General features: G+C 65.4%; 19 protein-coding genes. 11 read left to right on the top strand and 8 right to left on the bottom strand.

From position 1 onward, the window contains the following. Positions 1-63: 63 nt before the first annotated feature. The 9 genes from AOT87_RS21550 to truA all read left to right on the top strand — a co-directional run bounded on the left by AOT87_RS21550 (position 64) and on the right by truA (position 6,143). Complete coding sequence (locus AOT87_RS21550) at positions 64-1,347, top strand: NAD(P)/FAD-dependent oxidoreductase (RefSeq protein ID WP_057967524.1); 1,284 nt, start codon at positions 64-66, stop codon at positions 1,345-1,347. A gap of 206 nt (positions 1,348-1,553) precedes the next feature. Continuing rightward, positions 1,554-1,775 carry a translation initiation factor IF-1 gene (gene infA, locus AOT87_RS21545; RefSeq protein WP_003418601.1) on the top strand — a complete coding sequence of 74 codons (222 nt, stop codon included), beginning with the start codon at positions 1,554-1,556 and terminating at the stop codon, positions 1,773-1,775. Positions 1,776-1,797: 22 nt separating this feature from the next. Next, positions 1,798-1,911 carry a 50S ribosomal protein L36 gene (rpmJ, locus tag AOT87_RS28065; RefSeq protein WP_003886927.1) on the top strand — a complete coding sequence of 38 codons (114 nt, stop codon included), beginning with the start codon at positions 1,798-1,800 and terminating at the stop codon, positions 1,909-1,911. A gap of 169 nt (positions 1,912-2,080) precedes the next feature. Beyond that, positions 2,081-2,455: a 30S ribosomal protein S13 gene (rpsM, locus tag AOT87_RS21540; protein WP_030096736.1), complete on the top strand. Its 375-nt coding sequence runs from the start codon at positions 2,081-2,083 to the stop codon at positions 2,453-2,455. A gap of 5 nt (positions 2,456-2,460) precedes the next feature. After that, complete coding sequence (gene rpsK / locus AOT87_RS21535; protein WP_030096737.1) at positions 2,461-2,880, top strand: 30S ribosomal protein S11; 420 nt, start codon at positions 2,461-2,463, stop codon at positions 2,878-2,880. Between the two features lie 15 nt (positions 2,881-2,895). Beyond that, the gene (rpsD, locus tag AOT87_RS21530) at positions 2,896-3,501 is read left to right on the top strand and encodes a 30S ribosomal protein S4 (protein WP_030096738.1); all 606 of its coding nucleotides are present in this window, start codon (positions 2,896-2,898) and stop codon (positions 3,499-3,501) included. 74 nt (positions 3,502-3,575) lie between these two features. Further along, complete coding sequence (locus AOT87_RS21525; protein ID WP_030096739.1) at positions 3,576-4,628, top strand: DNA-directed RNA polymerase subunit alpha; 1,053 nt, start codon at positions 3,576-3,578, stop codon at positions 4,626-4,628. A 60-nt stretch (positions 4,629-4,688) separates the two neighbouring features. Continuing rightward, positions 4,689-5,255, top strand: coding sequence for a 50S ribosomal protein L17 (gene rplQ / locus AOT87_RS21520; RefSeq protein ID WP_030096740.1), 567 nt, complete (start codon positions 4,689-4,691; stop codon positions 5,253-5,255). Between the two features lie 3 nt (positions 5,256-5,258). Beyond that, positions 5,259-6,143, top strand: a complete 885-nt coding sequence (truA, locus tag AOT87_RS21515; protein ID WP_057967484.1) for a tRNA pseudouridine(38-40) synthase TruA — start codon at positions 5,259-5,261, stop codon at positions 6,141-6,143. On the opposite strand, the gene AOT87_RS21510 is transcribed toward truA, so the two are convergent. The 5 genes from AOT87_RS21510 to AOT87_RS21490 all read right to left on the bottom strand — a co-directional run bounded on the left by AOT87_RS21510 (position 6,144) and on the right by AOT87_RS21490 (position 10,291). Then, positions 6,144-6,860 carry a cutinase family protein gene (locus AOT87_RS21510; protein WP_057967485.1) on the bottom strand — a complete coding sequence of 239 codons (717 nt, stop codon included), beginning with the start codon at positions 6,858-6,860 and terminating at the stop codon, positions 6,144-6,146. A 42-nt stretch (positions 6,861-6,902) separates the two neighbouring features. After that, positions 6,903-7,454, bottom strand: a complete 552-nt coding sequence (locus AOT87_RS21505) for a cutinase family protein (protein WP_057967525.1) — start codon at positions 7,452-7,454, stop codon at positions 6,903-6,905. Between the two features lie 132 nt (positions 7,455-7,586). Continuing rightward, positions 7,587-8,576 carry an alpha/beta hydrolase gene (locus tag AOT87_RS21500; protein ID WP_057967486.1) on the bottom strand — a complete coding sequence of 330 codons (990 nt, stop codon included), beginning with the start codon at positions 8,574-8,576 and terminating at the stop codon, positions 7,587-7,589. 10 nt (positions 8,577-8,586) lie between these two features. Continuing rightward, complete coding sequence (locus AOT87_RS21495; RefSeq protein WP_162269722.1) at positions 8,587-9,237, bottom strand: cutinase family protein; 651 nt, start codon at positions 9,235-9,237, stop codon at positions 8,587-8,589. Position 9,238: 1 nt separating this feature from the next. Next, positions 9,239-10,291, bottom strand: coding sequence for an EamA family transporter (locus tag AOT87_RS21490; RefSeq protein ID WP_057967487.1), 1,053 nt, complete (start codon positions 10,289-10,291; stop codon positions 9,239-9,241). Between the two features lie 72 nt (positions 10,292-10,363). Here AOT87_RS21490 and AOT87_RS21485 point away from each other — a divergent pair, with 72 nt between their 5' ends. Beyond that, positions 10,364-10,918 carry a CGNR zinc finger domain-containing protein gene (locus AOT87_RS21485; RefSeq protein WP_030096747.1) on the top strand — a complete coding sequence of 185 codons (555 nt, stop codon included), beginning with the start codon at positions 10,364-10,366 and terminating at the stop codon, positions 10,916-10,918. Positions 10,919-10,930: 12 nt separating this feature from the next. Here AOT87_RS21485 and eccE read toward each other — a convergent pair whose 3' ends face one another. Beyond that, positions 10,931-12,565 (bottom strand): type VII secretion protein EccE, encoded by a 1,635-nt coding sequence (eccE, locus tag AOT87_RS21480; protein ID WP_030096748.1) that lies wholly within the window; start codon positions 12,563-12,565, stop codon positions 10,931-10,933. 207 nt (positions 12,566-12,772) lie between these two features. On the opposite strand from eccE, the gene eccB reads away from it, so the two are divergent. Beyond that, entirely contained in the window at positions 12,773-14,251 is a 1,479-nt protein-coding gene (eccB, locus tag AOT87_RS21475; RefSeq protein ID WP_057967488.1) for a type VII secretion protein EccB, read from the top strand. An 18-nt stretch (positions 14,252-14,269) separates the two neighbouring features. On the opposite strand, the gene mycP is transcribed toward eccB, so the two are convergent. Next, entirely contained in the window at positions 14,270-15,712 is a 1,443-nt protein-coding gene (gene mycP / locus AOT87_RS21470) for a type VII secretion-associated serine protease mycosin (RefSeq protein ID WP_046254628.1), read from the bottom strand. Then, a complete protein-coding gene (eccD, locus tag AOT87_RS21465; RefSeq protein ID WP_057967489.1) occupies positions 15,709-17,244 on the bottom strand; it encodes a type VII secretion integral membrane protein EccD in 1,536 nt (511 codons plus the stop codon). Before eccD ends, mycP begins: the two co-directional genes overlap by 4 nt. Positions 17,245-17,306: the final 62 nt, after the last annotated feature.

The raw sequence follows: 17,306 nt of genomic DNA, 5'->3' as shown, positions 1-17,306 counted from the left end.
CGCTGGCTATGTGTTGCCGGGCTGAACAGGCGCTCGTGTGCCCTGGCGCGGTACCGTCAGTGGGTGGCTCACCTCGCGGCAGTGTCGACGGACGCGCATCGGGACATCACCGATGACGCGGTCGTGATCGTCGGCGGCGGTCCCGTGGGGTTGCTGGCTGCCACGCTTTTGGCGCGCCGGGGAATTCGCGTTGTTGTGCTGGAGGCGGCCGGCTCGAAAGATCGCCAGCGCCACCGGAACTGCGCGACGTTCGTCGGGCACTCGACATTGCGGCGATACGACCGGGTGGCACCCGAGTTGGGTGCCCGTCTGCGCCAGTCCGCGCTCGCGGTCCATGGTGTCCAGACCTTCTACCAGGGCCGCCCGGTGTTCGTCATGTCCTCATACGCCCCCTCGCGGATACCCGGTCCGTGGAACCCCGCGGCATGGGGAATGAGCTTGTCGCAGCGCACCATTGAAGAAGAGAGCCTGGCCGAGGCGCTGAATTTGGGCGTGGAGTATCACTGCGGGATTGCCGTCACCGACATCAGCACCGACCACACCGGCGCTCGGTTGACGCTTTCCAGCGGCGATCGGCTGCGCGCGAGCTACGTCATCGCCGCCGACGGCTCCAGGTCGGCCATTCGGCAGGCGCTGGGCATCGGCATGTCCGAGCGCCCGCCGTCGCCCCCTTCCGCGGTGATCGACGTCGAACCGCATCCTGACGGTGTCACGCTCGATCTGCCGGTGCAGATCCAGTACCACCATCCCGATCTGGGCGGACGTCACGCCATCCGGCTGCCCTACCCGGACGGTCTGCGCCTTGACGTTCAGTTCCTGCCCCACGATGAGGCCACGCCGTCGACCGAACTGGTGCGTTCCTGGGTCACGGCGCTCACCGGGGATACCTGGTACGCCGACCACATCAGGTCGGTCGAGGTGCATCAGACCGTGCAGGGCGTGGCCAGCAGCTACACCGACGTGAACCGTCGGGTGCTGCTCGCGGGTGAGGCCGCCCATCAGTTCGCCCCGCTGGGGGGCCGCAGTCTCAACTCGGGCGTGGCCGACGCTGCCGCGGCCGCCGAGGCCATTGCGGAGGCGCTGGGGGAGCCCAGCGATCTCGCCGCCGCCTGGCTGGCGATCAACCGCAGCGCTCGCGAGCGGCGGCGCTCGGGTGTGCGTAACCGGATACTGTCCGTGCGGGCGCAGCGAGTCCTGGATGGTTCGGACGTTTCGATGCGGGCCAGGCGGACGATGGCCGCCAAATCCGCACCCCATATCTGGATCGCCGGCGCCTGGCTGACGGCGGGTCTGGTGCGACCCACGGCGATTCCGCATATCAGCAGGTCGGGAGTCACCTGGTCGTAAGACCTCCGGGCGGTTCTGACGGCCCGTTCGCCGGTTTGGTTTGGGGGCGTTACGCGGGTATCCTTGACCAACGGTGCGGCTTACGTGCCGACTGTCTGCGTGCCCTGTCCTGGATTTTCCTGTCACCGGCTCACGTTCGAGGTCGGTGAGTGTTGCCGTGTCCATGCCGGCGATAGCCGGAGCAGGCAATAAGAATCGCGGAGGATATGGCTAAGAAAGACGGAGCCATCGAGGTCGAGGGCCGGGTAGTCGAACCCCTGCCCAATGCGATGTTTCGCATTGAGCTGGAGAACGGACACAAGGTACTTGCCCACATCAGCGGCAAGATGCGGCAGCACTACATCCGCATCCTGCCTGAGGACAGAGTGGTAGTGGAGTTATCTCCCTATGACCTGTCCCGCGGTCGGATCGTTTACCGGTACAAGTAACGACAAGAACAGGATTGGGAACGTGAAGGTCAACCCGAGCGTCAAGCCGATCTGCGACAAGTGCCGCGTCATTCGCCGGCACGGGCGGGTCATGGTGATCTGCCAGGACCCCCGCCACAAGCAGAGGCAAGGCTAGTCAGAACGTCCGCAAGGACCTAGCTGACCAGCTACATAACTGAATGAAGACCTCCCAGAACCACTGACCGGGTACGCCGGACAGACACCCCCGGAACGGAGGCCGGGGCCCCAACCTAGAGGGGGCGGACTGGGAACAGACCTTCGTTGAATGAAAGAGGAACTGCCGCATGGCACGTCTAGTAGGCGTCGACCTACCGCGCGATAAGCGTATGGAAATCGCGCTCACCTATATCTATGGCATTGGCCGGACCCGCTCCAAGGAGATCCTGGCCGCCACGGGCATCAGCCCCGAGCAGCGCAGCAAGGACCTGACCGATGATCAGGTGACGCAGCTGCGTGAATACATCGAAGCCTCTCTCAAGGTGGAGGGTGACCTGCGCCGCGAGGTGCAGGCCGACATCCGCCGCAAGATCGAGATCGGCTGCTACCAGGGCCTGCGCCACCGTCGCGGCCTGCCGGTGCGCGGTCAGCGGACCAAGACCAATGCGCGCACCCGCAAGGGCCCGAAGCGCACCATCGCCGGCAAGAAGAAGGCTAGGTAACCCCGATGGCACCACCGAAGAAGGGCGCCGGTTCCGGCCCCAAGAAGGCGCAGAAGACCCGCCGCCGGGAAAAGAAGAACATTCCCCTCGGCGCCGCGCACATCAAGAGCACGTTCAACAACACCATCGTTTCGATCACCGACCCGCAGGGCAACGTGATCGCGTGGGCGTCCTCGGGCCACGTCGGCTTCAAGGGCTCGCGTAAGTCGACTCCGTTCGCCGCGCAGCTGGCTGCCGAGAACGCCGCCCGCAAGGCACAGGAGCACGGCGTCAAGAAGGTCGACGTGTTCGTTAAGGGTCCCGGCTCCGGCCGCGAGACCGCCATCCGCTCGCTGCAGGCCGCCGGCCTCGAAGTGGGCGCGATTTCCGATGTCACTCCGCAGCCGCACAACGGTTGCCGTCCGCCCAAGCGGCGCCGGGTCTAAGGGAGGCTTGAACTAATGGCTCGTTATACCGGACCCGTCACTCGCAAGTCCCGTCGTCTGGGCGTCGACCTCGTCGGTGGCTCCAGCGCGTACGAGAAGCGTCCTTACCCTCCCGGCCAGCACGGCCGCGCGCGGATCAAGGAGAGCGAATACCGTCAGCAGCTGCAGGAGAAGCAGAAGGCCCGCTTCACCTACGGCGTCATGGAGAAGCAGTTCCGCCGTTACTACGCCGAGGCCGTGCGGTCCTCCGGCAAGACCGGTGAGCAGCTGCTGCAGATCCTGGAAAGCCGTCTCGACAACGTCGTGTACCGCGCCGGCCTGGCCCGGACTCGCCGTCAGGCGCGTCAGCTGGTCTCGCACGGTCACTTCACGGTCAACAACGTGAAGGTCGACGTGCCCAGCTACCGGGTGTCGCAGTACGACATCATCGACGTCAAGGAAAAGTCGCTGAACACCTTGCCGTTCGAGGTTGCACGCGAGACCGCCGGCGAGCGGCCCATCCCGGGCTGGCTGCAGGTTGTCGGCGAGCGCCAGCGCATCCTGGTGCACCAGCTCCCCGAGCGCGCGCAGATCGACGTGCCGCTCACCGAGCAGCTGATCGTCGAGTTCTACTCGAAGTAATCGCCGGTAGCGATCCTGCTACAGGCCCACTGACCGGCATCAAATAGCGGGTGCCGAGAAGGAGATAGAAAAGAATGCTGATTTCTCAGCGACCCACCCTGTCCGAGGAGACGCTGGCCGAGAACCGGTCGCGCTTCGTCATCGAGCCTCTGGAGCCGGGATTCGGCTACACCCTGGGCAACTCGCTGCGGCGCACCCTGCTGTCGTCCATCCCGGGCGCGGCCGTCACCAGCATCCGCATCGACGGTGTGCTGCACGAGTTCACCACCGTTCCCGGGGTGAAGGAAGACGTCACCGACATCATCCTCAACCTCAAGAGCCTCGTGGTGTCCTCGGAGGAGGATGAGCCGGTCACCATGTACCTGCGCAAGCAGGGACCGGGTGCCGTCACCGCCGGTGACATCGTTCCGCCCGCCGGCGTGACCGTGCACAACCCCGACATGCACATCGCGACCCTGAACGACAAGGGCAAGCTGGAGATCGAGCTCGTCGTCGAGCGCGGTCGCGGCTACGTCCCGGCCGTGCAGAACAAGGCCTCGGGTGCCGAGATCGGTCGTATTCCCGTCGATTCCATCTACTCGCCGGTGCTCAAGGTCACGTACAACGTCGACGCCACCCGCGTCGAGCAGCGCACCGACTTCGACAAGCTGGTGCTGGATGTCGAGACCAAGAACTCGATCACCCCGCGTGACGCCCTGGCCTCGGCCGGCAAGACGCTGGTTGAGCTGTTCGGTCTGGCACGTGAACTCAACGTCGAGGCCGAGGGCATCGAGATCGGGCCGTCGCCGGCCGAGGCAGACCACATCGCCTCGTTCGCGCTGCCCATCGAGGACCTGGACCTGACCGTCCGGTCGTACAACTGCCTTAAGCGCGAGGGTGTGCACACCGTCGGTGAGCTGGTTGCCCGCACCGAGTCGGATCTGCTGGACATCCGCAACTTCGGTCAGAAGTCCATCGACGAGGTGAAGATCAAGCTGCATCAGCTCGGCCTGTCGCTCAAGGACAGCCCGACCAGCTTCGATCCGTCCGAGGTCGCCGGATACGACGTTGCCACCGGCACATGGTCGGACACCGGCTCGTACGACTTCGATGGCGATCAGGACTTCGCCGAAACCGAACAGCTCTAAACACAATCCGTCCCGGTCCTACCTGATACGGGGGCCGGCCCCGAATAGGAGATAGTCGCAATGCCAAAGCCCACCAAGGGTGCCCGTCTCGGCGGGTCGTCTTCGCACCAGAAGGCGCTGCTGGCCAACCTGGCCACCGCGCTGTTCGAGCACGGCCGGATCAAGACCACCGAGACCAAGGCCCGCGTGCTGCGGCCCTACGCCGAGAAGCTGATCACCCACGCCAAGAAGGGTGGTCTGCATAACCGGCGCGAGGTGCTCAAGAAGATCCGCGACAAGGACGTCATCCACGCCCTTTTCGAGGAGATCGGTCCGTTCTACGCCGATCGCAATGGTGGTTACACCCGCATCATCAAGGTCGAGAACCGTAAGGGCGACAACGCGCCCATGGCGGTCATCGAGCTGGTGAAGGAGAAGACGGTCACCTCTGAGGCCGACCGCGCTCGCCGGGTCGCTTCGACCAAGAAGGCCGAAGAGGCGAAGGTCGAGGAGACTCCTGCTGAGGATGTCGTCGAGGTCGAGACCGACACTGCAGACGATGCGGCTGCCGAGGCGGAAGGCGCGGCGGATGCCGCAGCCGACACGGCTGAGGCTCCCGAGGCCGAGGACGCAGACAAGAAGGAATGACCTTTGGTCACACCTGAGAACCAGCCCGCTACCGGAGACGGTGGCGGGCTGGTTCGTTTACGGCTCGATATTGCCTATGACGGAACCGATTTCGCGGGATGGGCCACTCAAGTCAACCAACGTACGGTCGCCGGGGTGCTGGGTGCGGCATTCACGACGATCGTGGGCGAGCCGGTCTCGCTGTACGCCGCCGGGCGCACCGACGCGGGCGTACATGCCACGGGCCAGGTAGCGCATCTCGACATCCCGCATGCTCGGCTCCCAGAAATCCTCGGTAGATCCCGCTCCGCGGATGCGCCTGAGTTCGGCAGGCTGATCCGGCGGCTGTCGCGTTTCCTGCCCAAAGACGTGCGCGTGCTCGATATACGGCGTGCCCCCCAGCATTTCGACGCGCGGTTCTCGGCCCTGCGGCGGCACTACGAATACCGGTTCTCCACGGCGCCGTTCGGAGTGCTGCCTCTAGAGCGGCACGATGTCGTCGGATGGCATCGCCCGCTGGACGTCGGGGCGATGGCCGAGGCTTCGCGGAAACTATTGGGGCTGAATGATTTCGCGGCCTTCTGCCGCCATCGTGACGGCGCCACAACGATCCGTGAATTGCAGCGGTTCGACTGGACGGTCGATGGACATCAGGTGTCCGCGCACGTGAGCGCCGACGCGTTCTGCTGGTCGATGGTGCGGTCGTTGGTGGGTGCGGTGCTGGTAGTGGGGGAGGGCAGGCGGCCGGTGCAGTGGTGCGCGGACCTGCTCAAGAAGGAAAGGCGTTCAAGCGATTTCGCGGCTGCACCGGCGCGTGGTCTGACACTGGTCGGTGTGGACTATCCGCCCGATGACGAGATGGCGGCTCGCGTGTTGATCACGCGTGATGTTCGAGTCCGGAAGGACTGACTACTGGCTGGGCTCGGCTTCGCCGTGGCGGTTGAGTTTCGAGGCAACGAACGCCGCGGCCTCGGCGGGAAGTCCGGTGCGTTCATACGAGGTGTGGGCGTCCCAGCTGTTGTTGGGACCGGCCATGCAGATCGGGTCTCCTTGATTGCAGAGATCGATTGCCCGCGAGCCGAATACGCCGGCGATACCGCTCAGCGGGCCGCCCGTACGGTGGGTGGCGTTGCCGAACGTCGCGATAGCCGCGATGCGGTCGCCCACTGCGGGGGGTAGGGGGCGGTTGAACCCGATGCCCACGTTCGGAACACCGATGATCGTGTCGATTACCTCCGCACCCATCGAGTACCCGCCGATGACGAGCTTGGTCCGGGGGCAACTGGCTGCCACAGCTTGCAGGTGATTGCTCAGATCATTGGCCCCGCCGCCGGCCGAAAAGATGCCGGCGTCGTAGTTGACGGGGTAGACGTTCATGCTGGCCCCGGTTGCCTCGATGCGCGGGGTCAGGGAGTCCACGAACTCACCGCCCACGCGGCCCAACCCGACTGGCTCCTTGCGACCCCGTGCAAATGAGACGTCTACGTCCGAACACGGATCTGCCGACGCGTGAGGCACCGCATAGACAAGCCCGACAACATTCACCGCCGACAGCGCGAACACCGTCAGGGCGACAAGATAACTCAGGACAACGCCGACCCTCGTGCCCCGCTGATGCGTGGTCACACCACGATGCTACGGGTCAGCGAGGTCTTGTGTGCCCTTTCTCTAGAGCTTGCCCGCCACGAAAGACGCAGCTTGAGCGGGCAGATTTGTCTGCTCGTAGGTCTGGTGCGCGGTCCACGAGCGGCCGCCCTCCTGGCAGACCGGGTCGCCGGGATTGCACTGATCGATCCACCGTCCGGCGAGGGGACCGGTCATGCCACCGCCGCGCCGGTCGATGTTTCCGAAGGTCGCGATTCCCCTGATCCGGCCGGCGACGTCCGGCGGCGGGTTGTTGGCGACGTCGTCCACGACGGTCGCGCCCATCGAGTATCCGCCGATCACCAGCTTGGTGTTCGGGCAGGATGATGCGACGTCGCTGAGGTGTGCGCGCAGGTCATCGGCGCCTTCTCCAGTGGAGAGCAGTCCGGCGCTGTAGTTGACGGGGTAGACGTTCATGCTGCCAACCTTGGGGCCGAGGGTGTCAACGAATGCCTGACCCACGCGGCCGAGGCCGGGCGGCTCATCACGGCCGCGAGCGAAGGAGACGTCCACGGCGGCGCACGGGTCGGCGGTCGCGGTCACCGGCTGCGAGATGGTCACCAGGCTGATGAACATGAGCAGAGCGGCGAGCGGAAATCCCCACCGGCGGACGTGCGCGATTGCAGGTGAAACAGCACTGTACGTCGTCACACGGGAATGCTACGGGTAAGTCAATCTAGTTGTCATATCGGTGCGGTATGGGCCATGTCACCTGGGCGGAAGCGACCCCAGGAACTCAATCATCGCGGTGTTGACCGCGTCAGGCCGCTCCATCTGCACGAAGTGTCCGGCCCCCTCGACGATCAGCACCGACCGCAAACCGGGAACGAGATCGGCCATGGCCGTCATGGGGTCGCGGCCGAGCATTTCCAGGACCGGATCAGCCGATCCGGCGATGAAGGTCACCGGTACGCCGATGGGTCTGTCGTGCAGGTGCTCATTCTGGGACCACACCAGATCCTCGGCCCGGTACCAGTTGAGGCCACCAGTGAATCCCGTGCGCGTGAATTCGGCCGCGTAGTAGTCGAGATCCTGCTCGGAAAGCCAATTCCATGGCAGGGGAGGGGGACTCGGAAGGACATCTAGGTAGCCGTTACGTTTGTCGCCCACGCGTGCCGGGTGGTCCCAACAATCCAGATAGCGATTGGCCCCGCTGAGAGCGTGGAACAGCGTGGCCAGGAATGTCTTTGGCTGCGCATCCAGCTCGGACTCGGCCACGCCCGGCTCCTGGAAGTACTCCAGATGTGTGAAGTGCTGAGAGGCAAGGTAATTGAATCCAACGCTCGGTGTTACCGGGAGTCGCCGGGTGCGCGGTACCGACAGCTGGATCAGTGCGCGAACTCGATCGCCCGCCCAGGCGGGCATGTCCCACACCAGATGTGCCCCGAAATCGTGTCCGGAGAACACCGCATCGTGCAGATCGAGCGCGTCCAACAGGCCGACGAGGTCGTTGACCGTGGTGCTGCGGTCATAAGCGGTTACGTCCCGCGGCGCCGCGGTGCGTCCATATCCGCGCATATCCGGCGCGATGGCCCGATATCCGGCTGCAGACAGCGCGGCCAGCTGGTGGCGCCAGGTGTACCAAAGCCCGGGAAAGCCATGGCACAGAACAACCGCCGGGCCTTCGCCCTGTTCGGCGACGTGCATGTCGATTCCATTGACCGACAGCTGACGGTGGGTGATCTGGGAAACAGTCACCCAGGCGAGGCTAGTTCACCCGGGCGGCGGCGAAGTCCGCAGCCTGCGCAAAGAGTGCCGGCGGGTATGTGGTGTGGGACTTCCAGCTCTCGTTGTCGCCCGCCATGCAGACCGGGTCGCCGTCATTGCACAGGTCAAGGACGCGATCGGAGTAGGCGCCCGCAAGGTTCTGGATCGGGGCGAAGCGGTTGACGATGTTGCCGAAGGTGACGATCGCCCGAATGCGGTCACCGACCTCCGGGGGCACCGGATTGGTGAAGTTGAAGAAGTCCCCGATCGAGACGGGACCCTGGAAACCCAGCGCGGTGTCGACGACACCGGCGCCGAGGGAGTAACCGCCCACCACCAGCTTGGTGTTGGGGCATGAGTTGGCCACCGATTGCAGGTGGGCACTCAGGTCGTTCGCTCCGCCGCTGACGTCAGTGTTGGCGTCGTACCGGACCGCGTACACACCAACGTCTTTGACGCGGTTGCGCAGCGCGCTGATGAATCCGTCGCCGATGTTTCCGACGCCTGGCGGCTGGGAACGCCCACGGGCGAAGGAGACCTCGACGTTGGGACAGGCCGCCGAAGCGGTGGCGGGGAGGATGACCGCGAGACCCGTGGTCATCATGATTGCCGCAACCGAAACAACCGCCGCGCGTGCGGCGGCGGCGAACAACTTACTGGCTGGGCGTGGATTCGGCTCTAGCGTCACACACTGAGGTTACGGATAATTCGCTGTCACTGCCATGTGATTTCAATCCCGCAGGTAAAGAAGCCGAGAGCCCGGCTGCGCTGGATTCGGCATCCGCCGAGGTATCCGCGCCCCGATGTGCCAGAACCAGACCCGCGAGAATGACCGCGGCGCCCACGTACTGGATGGGTGCGATGGTTTCCCCGAGCAGCACCCACCCCGCGATTACCGCGCACAGTACCTCGGTGAGCGCGATCAACGACGCATAGCTTGGCTTGAGTCGGGCGATGGCGGCGATGCCGGTGAGATAGGCGATCGCGGTGGTGACCACTCCGAGAATGAGGATGGGCACGTAGACCGGTGCATGCCAGCCCGCGACCTGCACATCCTGAGTGGAAAAGGTCATCGGCATGATCCCGGTGAGCCCGAAGCCGCCGACCGCGATGGTGCCGACGAGTAGCCCGCTGGTGGTCAGCGTGATCGGTTGCAGCCCTTGCGCCTTGCCGCCCGCGCGGTGTGACGAGATGAAGTAGTACGCAGCGCACACCGCCGCGCCCAATCCCCACAGCACCCCCACCGGCTCTACGCGGGATCCGCTGAAGATGTTGAGTACCAACAGCATTCCAACTAGCGCGAGAGCCGCGCCGGCAAGTACCCGGGTGTGTGGACGGTGCCGGGTGGACAGCCAGGTCCAGGCGATAACCAGGATGGGGCTCAGGAACTCCAGGAGCATCGCCACGCCGACCGACATGTGCCGGACGGCGCCGAAGTAGCAGAACTGGGCACCCGCCACGGGAATGATCCCGTACAGCACAACGACTTTGGTGTGGCGCCTAGCTTCGGAGAACCATCCGGGTGCCGCGATGCAGGCGGCCACGACCATGACCGCGGCGCCGGTGGCCAGGCGCGCGGTGACGACGGCTGTCAGAGACCAGCCTGCCGCCATGAGTGACTTGGCGAAGGGGCCGGAAAATCCGAAGGTGGCGGCTGAGGCGAGGGCGAGGATCACGCCCGCCCGGAAAGTGGCCCTGTCGTTCACCGCACCTCCCGCGTGTCATGAGTAAAATCGAATACGGTCATGACGGTATAAGTGAAGGATGTCAGGTGTCAAATGCTTTTCACTCATGACACGGAGCAGGGGCTGAAATCTGCGGCTGAGCTGATCAACACCGCCCGCAACGATCGGGAACTGCTCCCTGATCCGGACGCCCTGCCGCCGCTGTTGGATCGGTACGGCTGGACCGGCAGGCGTGACGGCGATGAGGCCGAGCTGCAGGCCGTGAAGACGCTACGGACCCGATTGGGCGATATCTGGGCGCATATCAACGACGAGGAATACGTGGTTCGGCAGGTCAACGCGTTGCTGGCCGATACCCACGCCTCGCCGTGGCTCACCCGGCATGTCGAGGAACCCGATTGGCACCTGCACATGGCGGCCAGCGACGCGCCGCTCGCGGACCGCCTCGGTGCCGAGACCGCCATGGTGTTCGCGGACCTGGTGCGCACCGGCGAACAGCGGCGTTTGAAGACCTGTGCCGCCCCGGATTGTGATGCCGTCCTGATCGACCTGTCGCGCAACAGATCCAGGATGTTCTGTGACACCGGAAACTGCGGTAACCGGCAGCATGTGGCCGCCTACCGGGAGCGCATGCGCGACGAGCCCTGAAGCCGCGAACTCCTACTGTGCGAAAGCCTGTATCGGCCGGCCCAGGTAGGCCAACTCATCGCTGACCGTCACGAGGCGGACCTGGATGGTCTCGCCACCGGCGGTCAAGAGGATGTGGTCGCCGTAGCCATTGGGCTGGTCGATGATGACATCCGGCCGGGCCGGAAGTGCGTCGTACTCACTGCTGATGATGTGTAGTGCCGTGCAGTTGCTGGGAAGTGCGGTCGGCTGCATGCCGTCCACCACGGCCAGCGTGCATCGAGGGTCGATAAAGCCCGGGCCACTGGCGAATTGGATGCGGTTGGCGTCGCCGATCGAGGTCACCATGACATCCCACATGTGGGGACGGTCGGTGTACACGACCACAAGTGCTCCGATCGCCACCGCTCTGAGCACCACCTGTTGGCATACGTAGAGTTCGGCGCGGACCACCACGGTGTGAACGCCCTGGCCGGACAATCGTGCGGCGATCGCGCGGCCGGACATATCCGAGCCGATCAATTGTCCGCAGCCCGATGTCGGCAGATGAATGCCGTCGAGTTCCTCGTTGCTCATCTCGATGCTGCGGGTCAGGTACTCCAACCCGATGGCCCCCACGGGAAGTCCGGCGAAGAACGCGTCGCGCTGACTCCCGTTCAGTGAGGTCATGCCCGTGGAATGGCGTATCGGAAGTTGTTCGTCGGTTGCCCACCGCACCAGTGCGCCAACCGATGTGCGGCCCTTCGCGGCCGGGCGCAGCCGAACCGTCACGGTGGTCTCCAGCGTGGGCCGCGCCCACAGTCCCGTGAGGGTGGCATCGGTGATGTACCACGGGTCAATTCCCATCGCGACGTTGTAGGAGTCGATGAGCATGAGCCCGCCCCACTCCTCATGCATGGGTGCGCCCGCGTACTGCCGGAGCATTTCGGCGCTGATCCGGTGAATCTGGCCCGCCTGCAGGATGGTGCTGGCGCAGTGGGCCGCCGCCAATGCCCGGCGGACCCGTGCGGTGGCGATGACGGCACATCGTTCCGCGCCGCGCCGGCTGCCTCCGCGGCGGAAGACCGCGTCGACGTTCGCGCCGGGGTCGAATCTCAGTACCACCCAGACGGTGCGGATGGCGACGGCAGGTAGCGGGCCCACCAGCCGGTCGTACCCGCCGCGCAGGACCGTGCCCTGTGCGGTGCGTTGGCCGTTGCTGATGACGTCGATGCTCTCCAGCTCGATGTCGTTCTGATGCATGCACTCCCGCAGTACGCGCAGGGGCACCAGTGAGTCGGTGGCGCAGTGGTCCGGGGTGATGACGGAGGGGTGGCGTTGGGTTGCGCTGACTTCCAGCACCGTGATGAGTTTGCCATTCTCCCAACGAGTTCCGGTCCAGCTGTCCTGGCTGCTGGGGGTGTCGGCGATGCTGCCCGAGCTTCGGTAAGTGCGGCCCGTCAGATACTTGAATCCGGTAACTGCCCAATGCCTGACCGTCTGACCGCCCCAACGGCCGAGGACGAGCGCCAAGGCCACGATCGCGATCAACAACGCGGCCCACCACGGCCAGCCGAACAGCAAGGAAACCAGGACTGCGGCGAGGATCAGCAGCTGCGAGATCACCATGATCTGGATGGGCATCGTGGCCCGACGCACCTGTTCCGGAGCCGCCCCGCTCGAGGTCACCGTTCCCCCTTCTGTCCCACCGTCATGCCGCGCCGACCCGACTCGGGCATCGCGGTTGCCACCCGCAACCTATCGTGGTTGCCCAGTATTGCAATAGGCTGCATGGCCGTGTGGCCGGTACGTAGGATCTGACAAGATCCGGGGGCAGGCCTAGAGGCATCGTTAGGTCGTAGATCCGAGTTTCGCAGATTTCCTGGAGGGGGGACGATGGCGCGACAACCGACAACCCGGCTGCAGGTCAGCGGGTACCGGTTCCTGGTGCGACGTATGGAGCACGCACTGGTTCGCCGTGACGTCCGAATGATCCACGACCCGATGCGGTCGCAGTCCAGTTCGCTCATGGTCGGCATCGTGCTGGCCACCGTTGTTGTTGCCGGTTGTGCGATCTTGGCGTTCTTTCGGCCCAACATGCCGCTGGGCGACCAGCCCATCGTCATGGCCAAGGACACCGGTGCCGTCTACGTCCGGATCCAGGACACGCTTCACCCCGCGCTCAATTTGGCATCGGCCCGGTTGATCTCCGGGAACAACGAGAATCCCAAGCCGGTCAAGGACTCGGAGCTGGCCAAGGCGCGTCGCGGCCCGCTGGTGGGGATTCCCGGTGCGCCGGCCTCCATTCCGGGTCCGTTGACCGGGGACGACACCATCTGGACGGTGTGCGATGTCGCGACGCCCCCGCCGAGTTCCACCGTCACCTCCACGGTGATCGCGGGCAAGGTGACCCTCGAGAACGGCAACCAGGAGATGCCGAAGGACAGGTACGCCCTGGTGACCGTGAACAGCCAGATGTATCTGCTCTACGACGGCAAGCGCGCCGCGGTGGATCTGACGAACCCCGCGGTGACCCGCGCGCTGCGTCTCGAAGGTGTGACACCCCGGCCGATATCGATGAACGTGCTCAACGCCATTCCCGAGGTTCCGGCCATCGCTCCGCCGCCCATCCCCGACGCCGGAGGTCCTTCGCCCATCACCACCGGTGGTGTTCGCGTGGGGTCGGTCATCAAGATGAGCCGGGCGGACTCTGCCGAGTACTACGTGGTGCTCTCGGGCGGGGTGCAACGCGTCAACGAGGTCACCGCTGATCTGATCCGGTTCTCCGACTCCCAGGGCGCACAAGACATCGTCTCCGTCGCTCCGGATGTGATCTCGGGACACCAGAGCCTCAATGTGCTTGCCGTACAGACATTTCCGGACCGTGCCGGAAAGATTGTGGACGTCCCGGAGAAGTCGGTGCTGTGCAGCAGCTGGAAGCCCGGGCAGGAGAAGACGCAAGAGCACGCCTCGACCAAGCTTTTGATGGGTAACTCGCTGCCGTTGAAGACCGATCAGGTACCGGTGGTGCTGGCGCAGGCCGACAAGGAGGGGCCCAACCTCGACACCGCCTACATTCCGCCCGCGCGTAGCGCATTCGTGCGGTCCACGGGCCTGGGTGGCGATACCGGGCGTGCCGAGTCGCTCTATCTCATCCTCGATACCGGCGTGCGTTTCGGCATCGGGAATCTGGAGGCCGCCAAGTCTTTGGGGCTCACGGTTGAACCCGTTCCGGCCCCGTGGCCGGTCGTCGGGCTGCTGCCGCCGGGGCCTCGACTGAGCAAGGAAGACGCACTCGTCGTGCACGACGGAATGCCGCCGGACAAGACAGGTTTGGCGATCAATCCGTCCACATCGAGCACACCGCCTGCTTAAAAGAGCGTGTTACCGCCGCTATTCGGTGGAGTTGTCGCGGCCCTGCCGCAACTTGCGAACCGGTGCGAGCATCGCCAATGCCGCGGCGAGAAATGCCGCGCAGACCGCTATTCCGATCAGAGCGACACGGCGTGGCCGTGGGTCGGGCGGCGCGGGTGCGGGCGGCAGCTGCAGCTTCTTGGCCGCGTTGGCCCGGGCGAGGTCGCTGGTGGTACCCAGGTCGTCGCTGACGGCGGCCAGCGCGTCCACCACGCCGTAGCCCAGATAAGGGTCCCAGCCGCCGGGCGGGCGGTGCGCCGTGTTCTTGATGCGGTCCATCACTTCGCGCGCGCTGAGCTGAGGGAAGCGTGAACGCACCAGCGCGACAACGCCACTGACCACCGGCGCGGAGAAGCTGGTGCCCTGAATGGGTACCGGGCCCTGCTCGCCCATGTAGGCGTTGGTCAGCGCATCGCGATTGGGGTCCAGCGACACGATGTCTTCACCGGGCGCCGAGACGTCGACCCAGGGGCCGCCGAGACTGAACTTCGAGGGTTGCCCATCCGGGCCGATCGAGCCCACTGTCAGGACGAGGTCGTTGTACCAAGCCGGACTCACCGTTTCCAGGACGGCATCCCAGTCCGGGGTGTTGGGCCGCGCCGGATCCGGTGGTGGGTTCTGGTTCTTGCACTGGCCGTCGCCGACATTTCCCGCGGCGACGACCACCACGACGTTCTTGACGTCCACCGCGTACTGCAGGGCGGCGCCCAGCGGTCGGTCATCCAGGAATTGTTTGGCGGAGGCGCACGCCACCTCGGAGATGTTGATGACGGTGGCGCCCAGGTCGGCCGCGGTACGCACCGCCATGGCCAGGGTGTCGACGTTTCCGACGCCACTGATCTTCGAGGGATCGTCCCTGTCGCCCCCGCCGCCCTTGTTCTTCACCGCGAACTTGGCGCTGGACTGGCGAATGGTGATGAGGCTGACGTCGGGTGCGATACCGCTGAACGCGCTCGCCCCCGTGGGATCCGGTGCAGCGGCGATGATTCCGGCCACGATGGTGCCGTGCGCATCGCAGTCCTGGGTGCCGTTGCCGCCTTCGAAGACGTAGTCGCCGCCCGGGATCAGTGGTGGCAGCCGCGGGCTGCGCGCCACACCGGTGTCGATCACCGCGACCGTCTGGCCCGCGCCGCGCGATAGCTGCCATACCAACGGCAGATCCAGCCCGCGCTGCTGCGTGGGCACCTTGTTGAGGTCGCGCTTGGGGTCAATGCCGGGGAATCGGCACAGTTCCTTCTGCTCCGTGGGCTCGATGGGAGCGGCGGGACGCGGGCCGGGAAGCATGCTCGGATCGACGGGAAGTGGTGCGAAGGCGCGTGCGGTCGCCAGCATGTGCATCGAACCGGTCGCCAGCTGCGATGCCATCGCCAACATCACAACGGCTGCAGCGGTGGCGACGCGGCGGGCCACGCCCAGGTTCATGGCAGGTTCAATCCCCGCACGGCGCTGTACACGCCACACACCCAGACGGCGATCGGAACGATCAGCGATAGCGCGATGTATTCGATGATCTCCACCGTGCGGCGGGCCACCGGTGAGTACTTGCGAGCGGACACCAGGAAGCCGAGGGCAATGGCCGAACCGGCCGCGATCGCCGCAAACACGGTGGTGAACACCGCCGCCGTCGGGTACGCGACCGCGATGAACGCGAATGCCGCTGCCGGAATGGCCAAGCCGCCCAGGTTGATCGCGACGGTCTGTGCGAGATCGGCGTGCGAGCGTGCCCGCAGCATCATCGCCAGCGCGATCAATCCGGCGAGCACCACACCACTGAATCGGTGCGCACCGGTGGGGTGATGATCACCGGCTCCGGGGAAGGTCAGCGCGGCCAGCATGGCGCCCACCGCGGTGACGGCGGATGTGCCGCACACCAATCCGGTCAGTACGGCGTGCGCCCGCAGCGCCTTCTCACGAAGGTCGGGCAGCGGCGGCAGTGCCGTGGCGTCCTCGACGTCATCACCCTCGGTATCGAGTCCGTCGAGACCTTCGATGGCTTCTATCGGCGCCGTCGAATGTTCAGGACGTGAGGGTGCGCCCTGCGTGGGTACCGGGGGAAGGGGTAGTCGGGCAAGCGCCATGGCCACGCGCGGGGACAGTGCCACCGCGCAGATGCCGACTGAGCCCAGCACAGCGCCGAGGCTGTAGATCGGAGGCTCGAAAAGTACATAACCCAGGGCCGCTCCGAACCCGAGCAGCGATGCCGAAGCGACCGCGACAAGGGACATCGTTCCGGTGCCGGTCGCACGCATGGCGAGGATGGATACGACCATCGCCACCATGAGCGCCAGCATCACGTGTGGGGCGCCGTACTTTCCCGGTACGAACAGCGCTCCGGCCACCGCCGAGAAGCCGACAGCGCAATGGCTCAGCATCACCGAGGCCAGGGAATCGTCATAGACCCGGTTCGCGAACACCGCGGCGGTGATGGCCACCAATGCGATCGCTACGGCGATGATGGGAAGAAGCAGGCCGGGATTCGTGGCTCCGGCGCGTAACAGCGCCGTGGCACCGAGCACCGCGGCCAGGCCGCACGCGGAGGCGCCGAGTATCCGGGCGGCAGTCCGGCTCCACGGATGCGCCGACACGGTCCGGAAGGTAGAGACAGCAAGGAAGACGTCGTCGAACAGCGGATCCGGTGCGGCCACATCGGACGCGGTCAGAATCAGTTGATCACCGTCGCGGACCTCCAGCTCACCAAGGGTGCTGGACATCTGCAGCGGTGGCTGACCGGGCCGGGACAAACGCCAGTGCGTTTCCACGGCGTCCTCCGGGCTGGTCAGCTCGGGGACGCCTACATGTTGGTTGATGATGTCGACGATCGAGCCGACCAAAAGGGCCAGCGGAACACTCGTCGGCAGCGCCAGGTCGACCTGGGTGCGCTCAGCCTGGATGGAAACGCGGCACAGTTCGAGTACCGCCGAACGTTGCTCGGCGCCCGACTGCGCATGTGTCATGCTGTGCCCCCTACCTGCCCCCACGGTCATTGATCTTTGCGCATGCACACTAGCCGAACGCT

Source organism: Mycobacteroides sp. H003 (assembly GCF_001440135.1).
Taxonomy (GTDB): Bacteria; Actinomycetota; Actinomycetes; order Mycobacteriales; family Mycobacteriaceae; genus Mycobacterium; species Mycobacterium gwanakae.
Note: the sequence above shows the minus strand (reverse complement) of the source record. Positions and strands in the feature narration are given on the sequence as shown.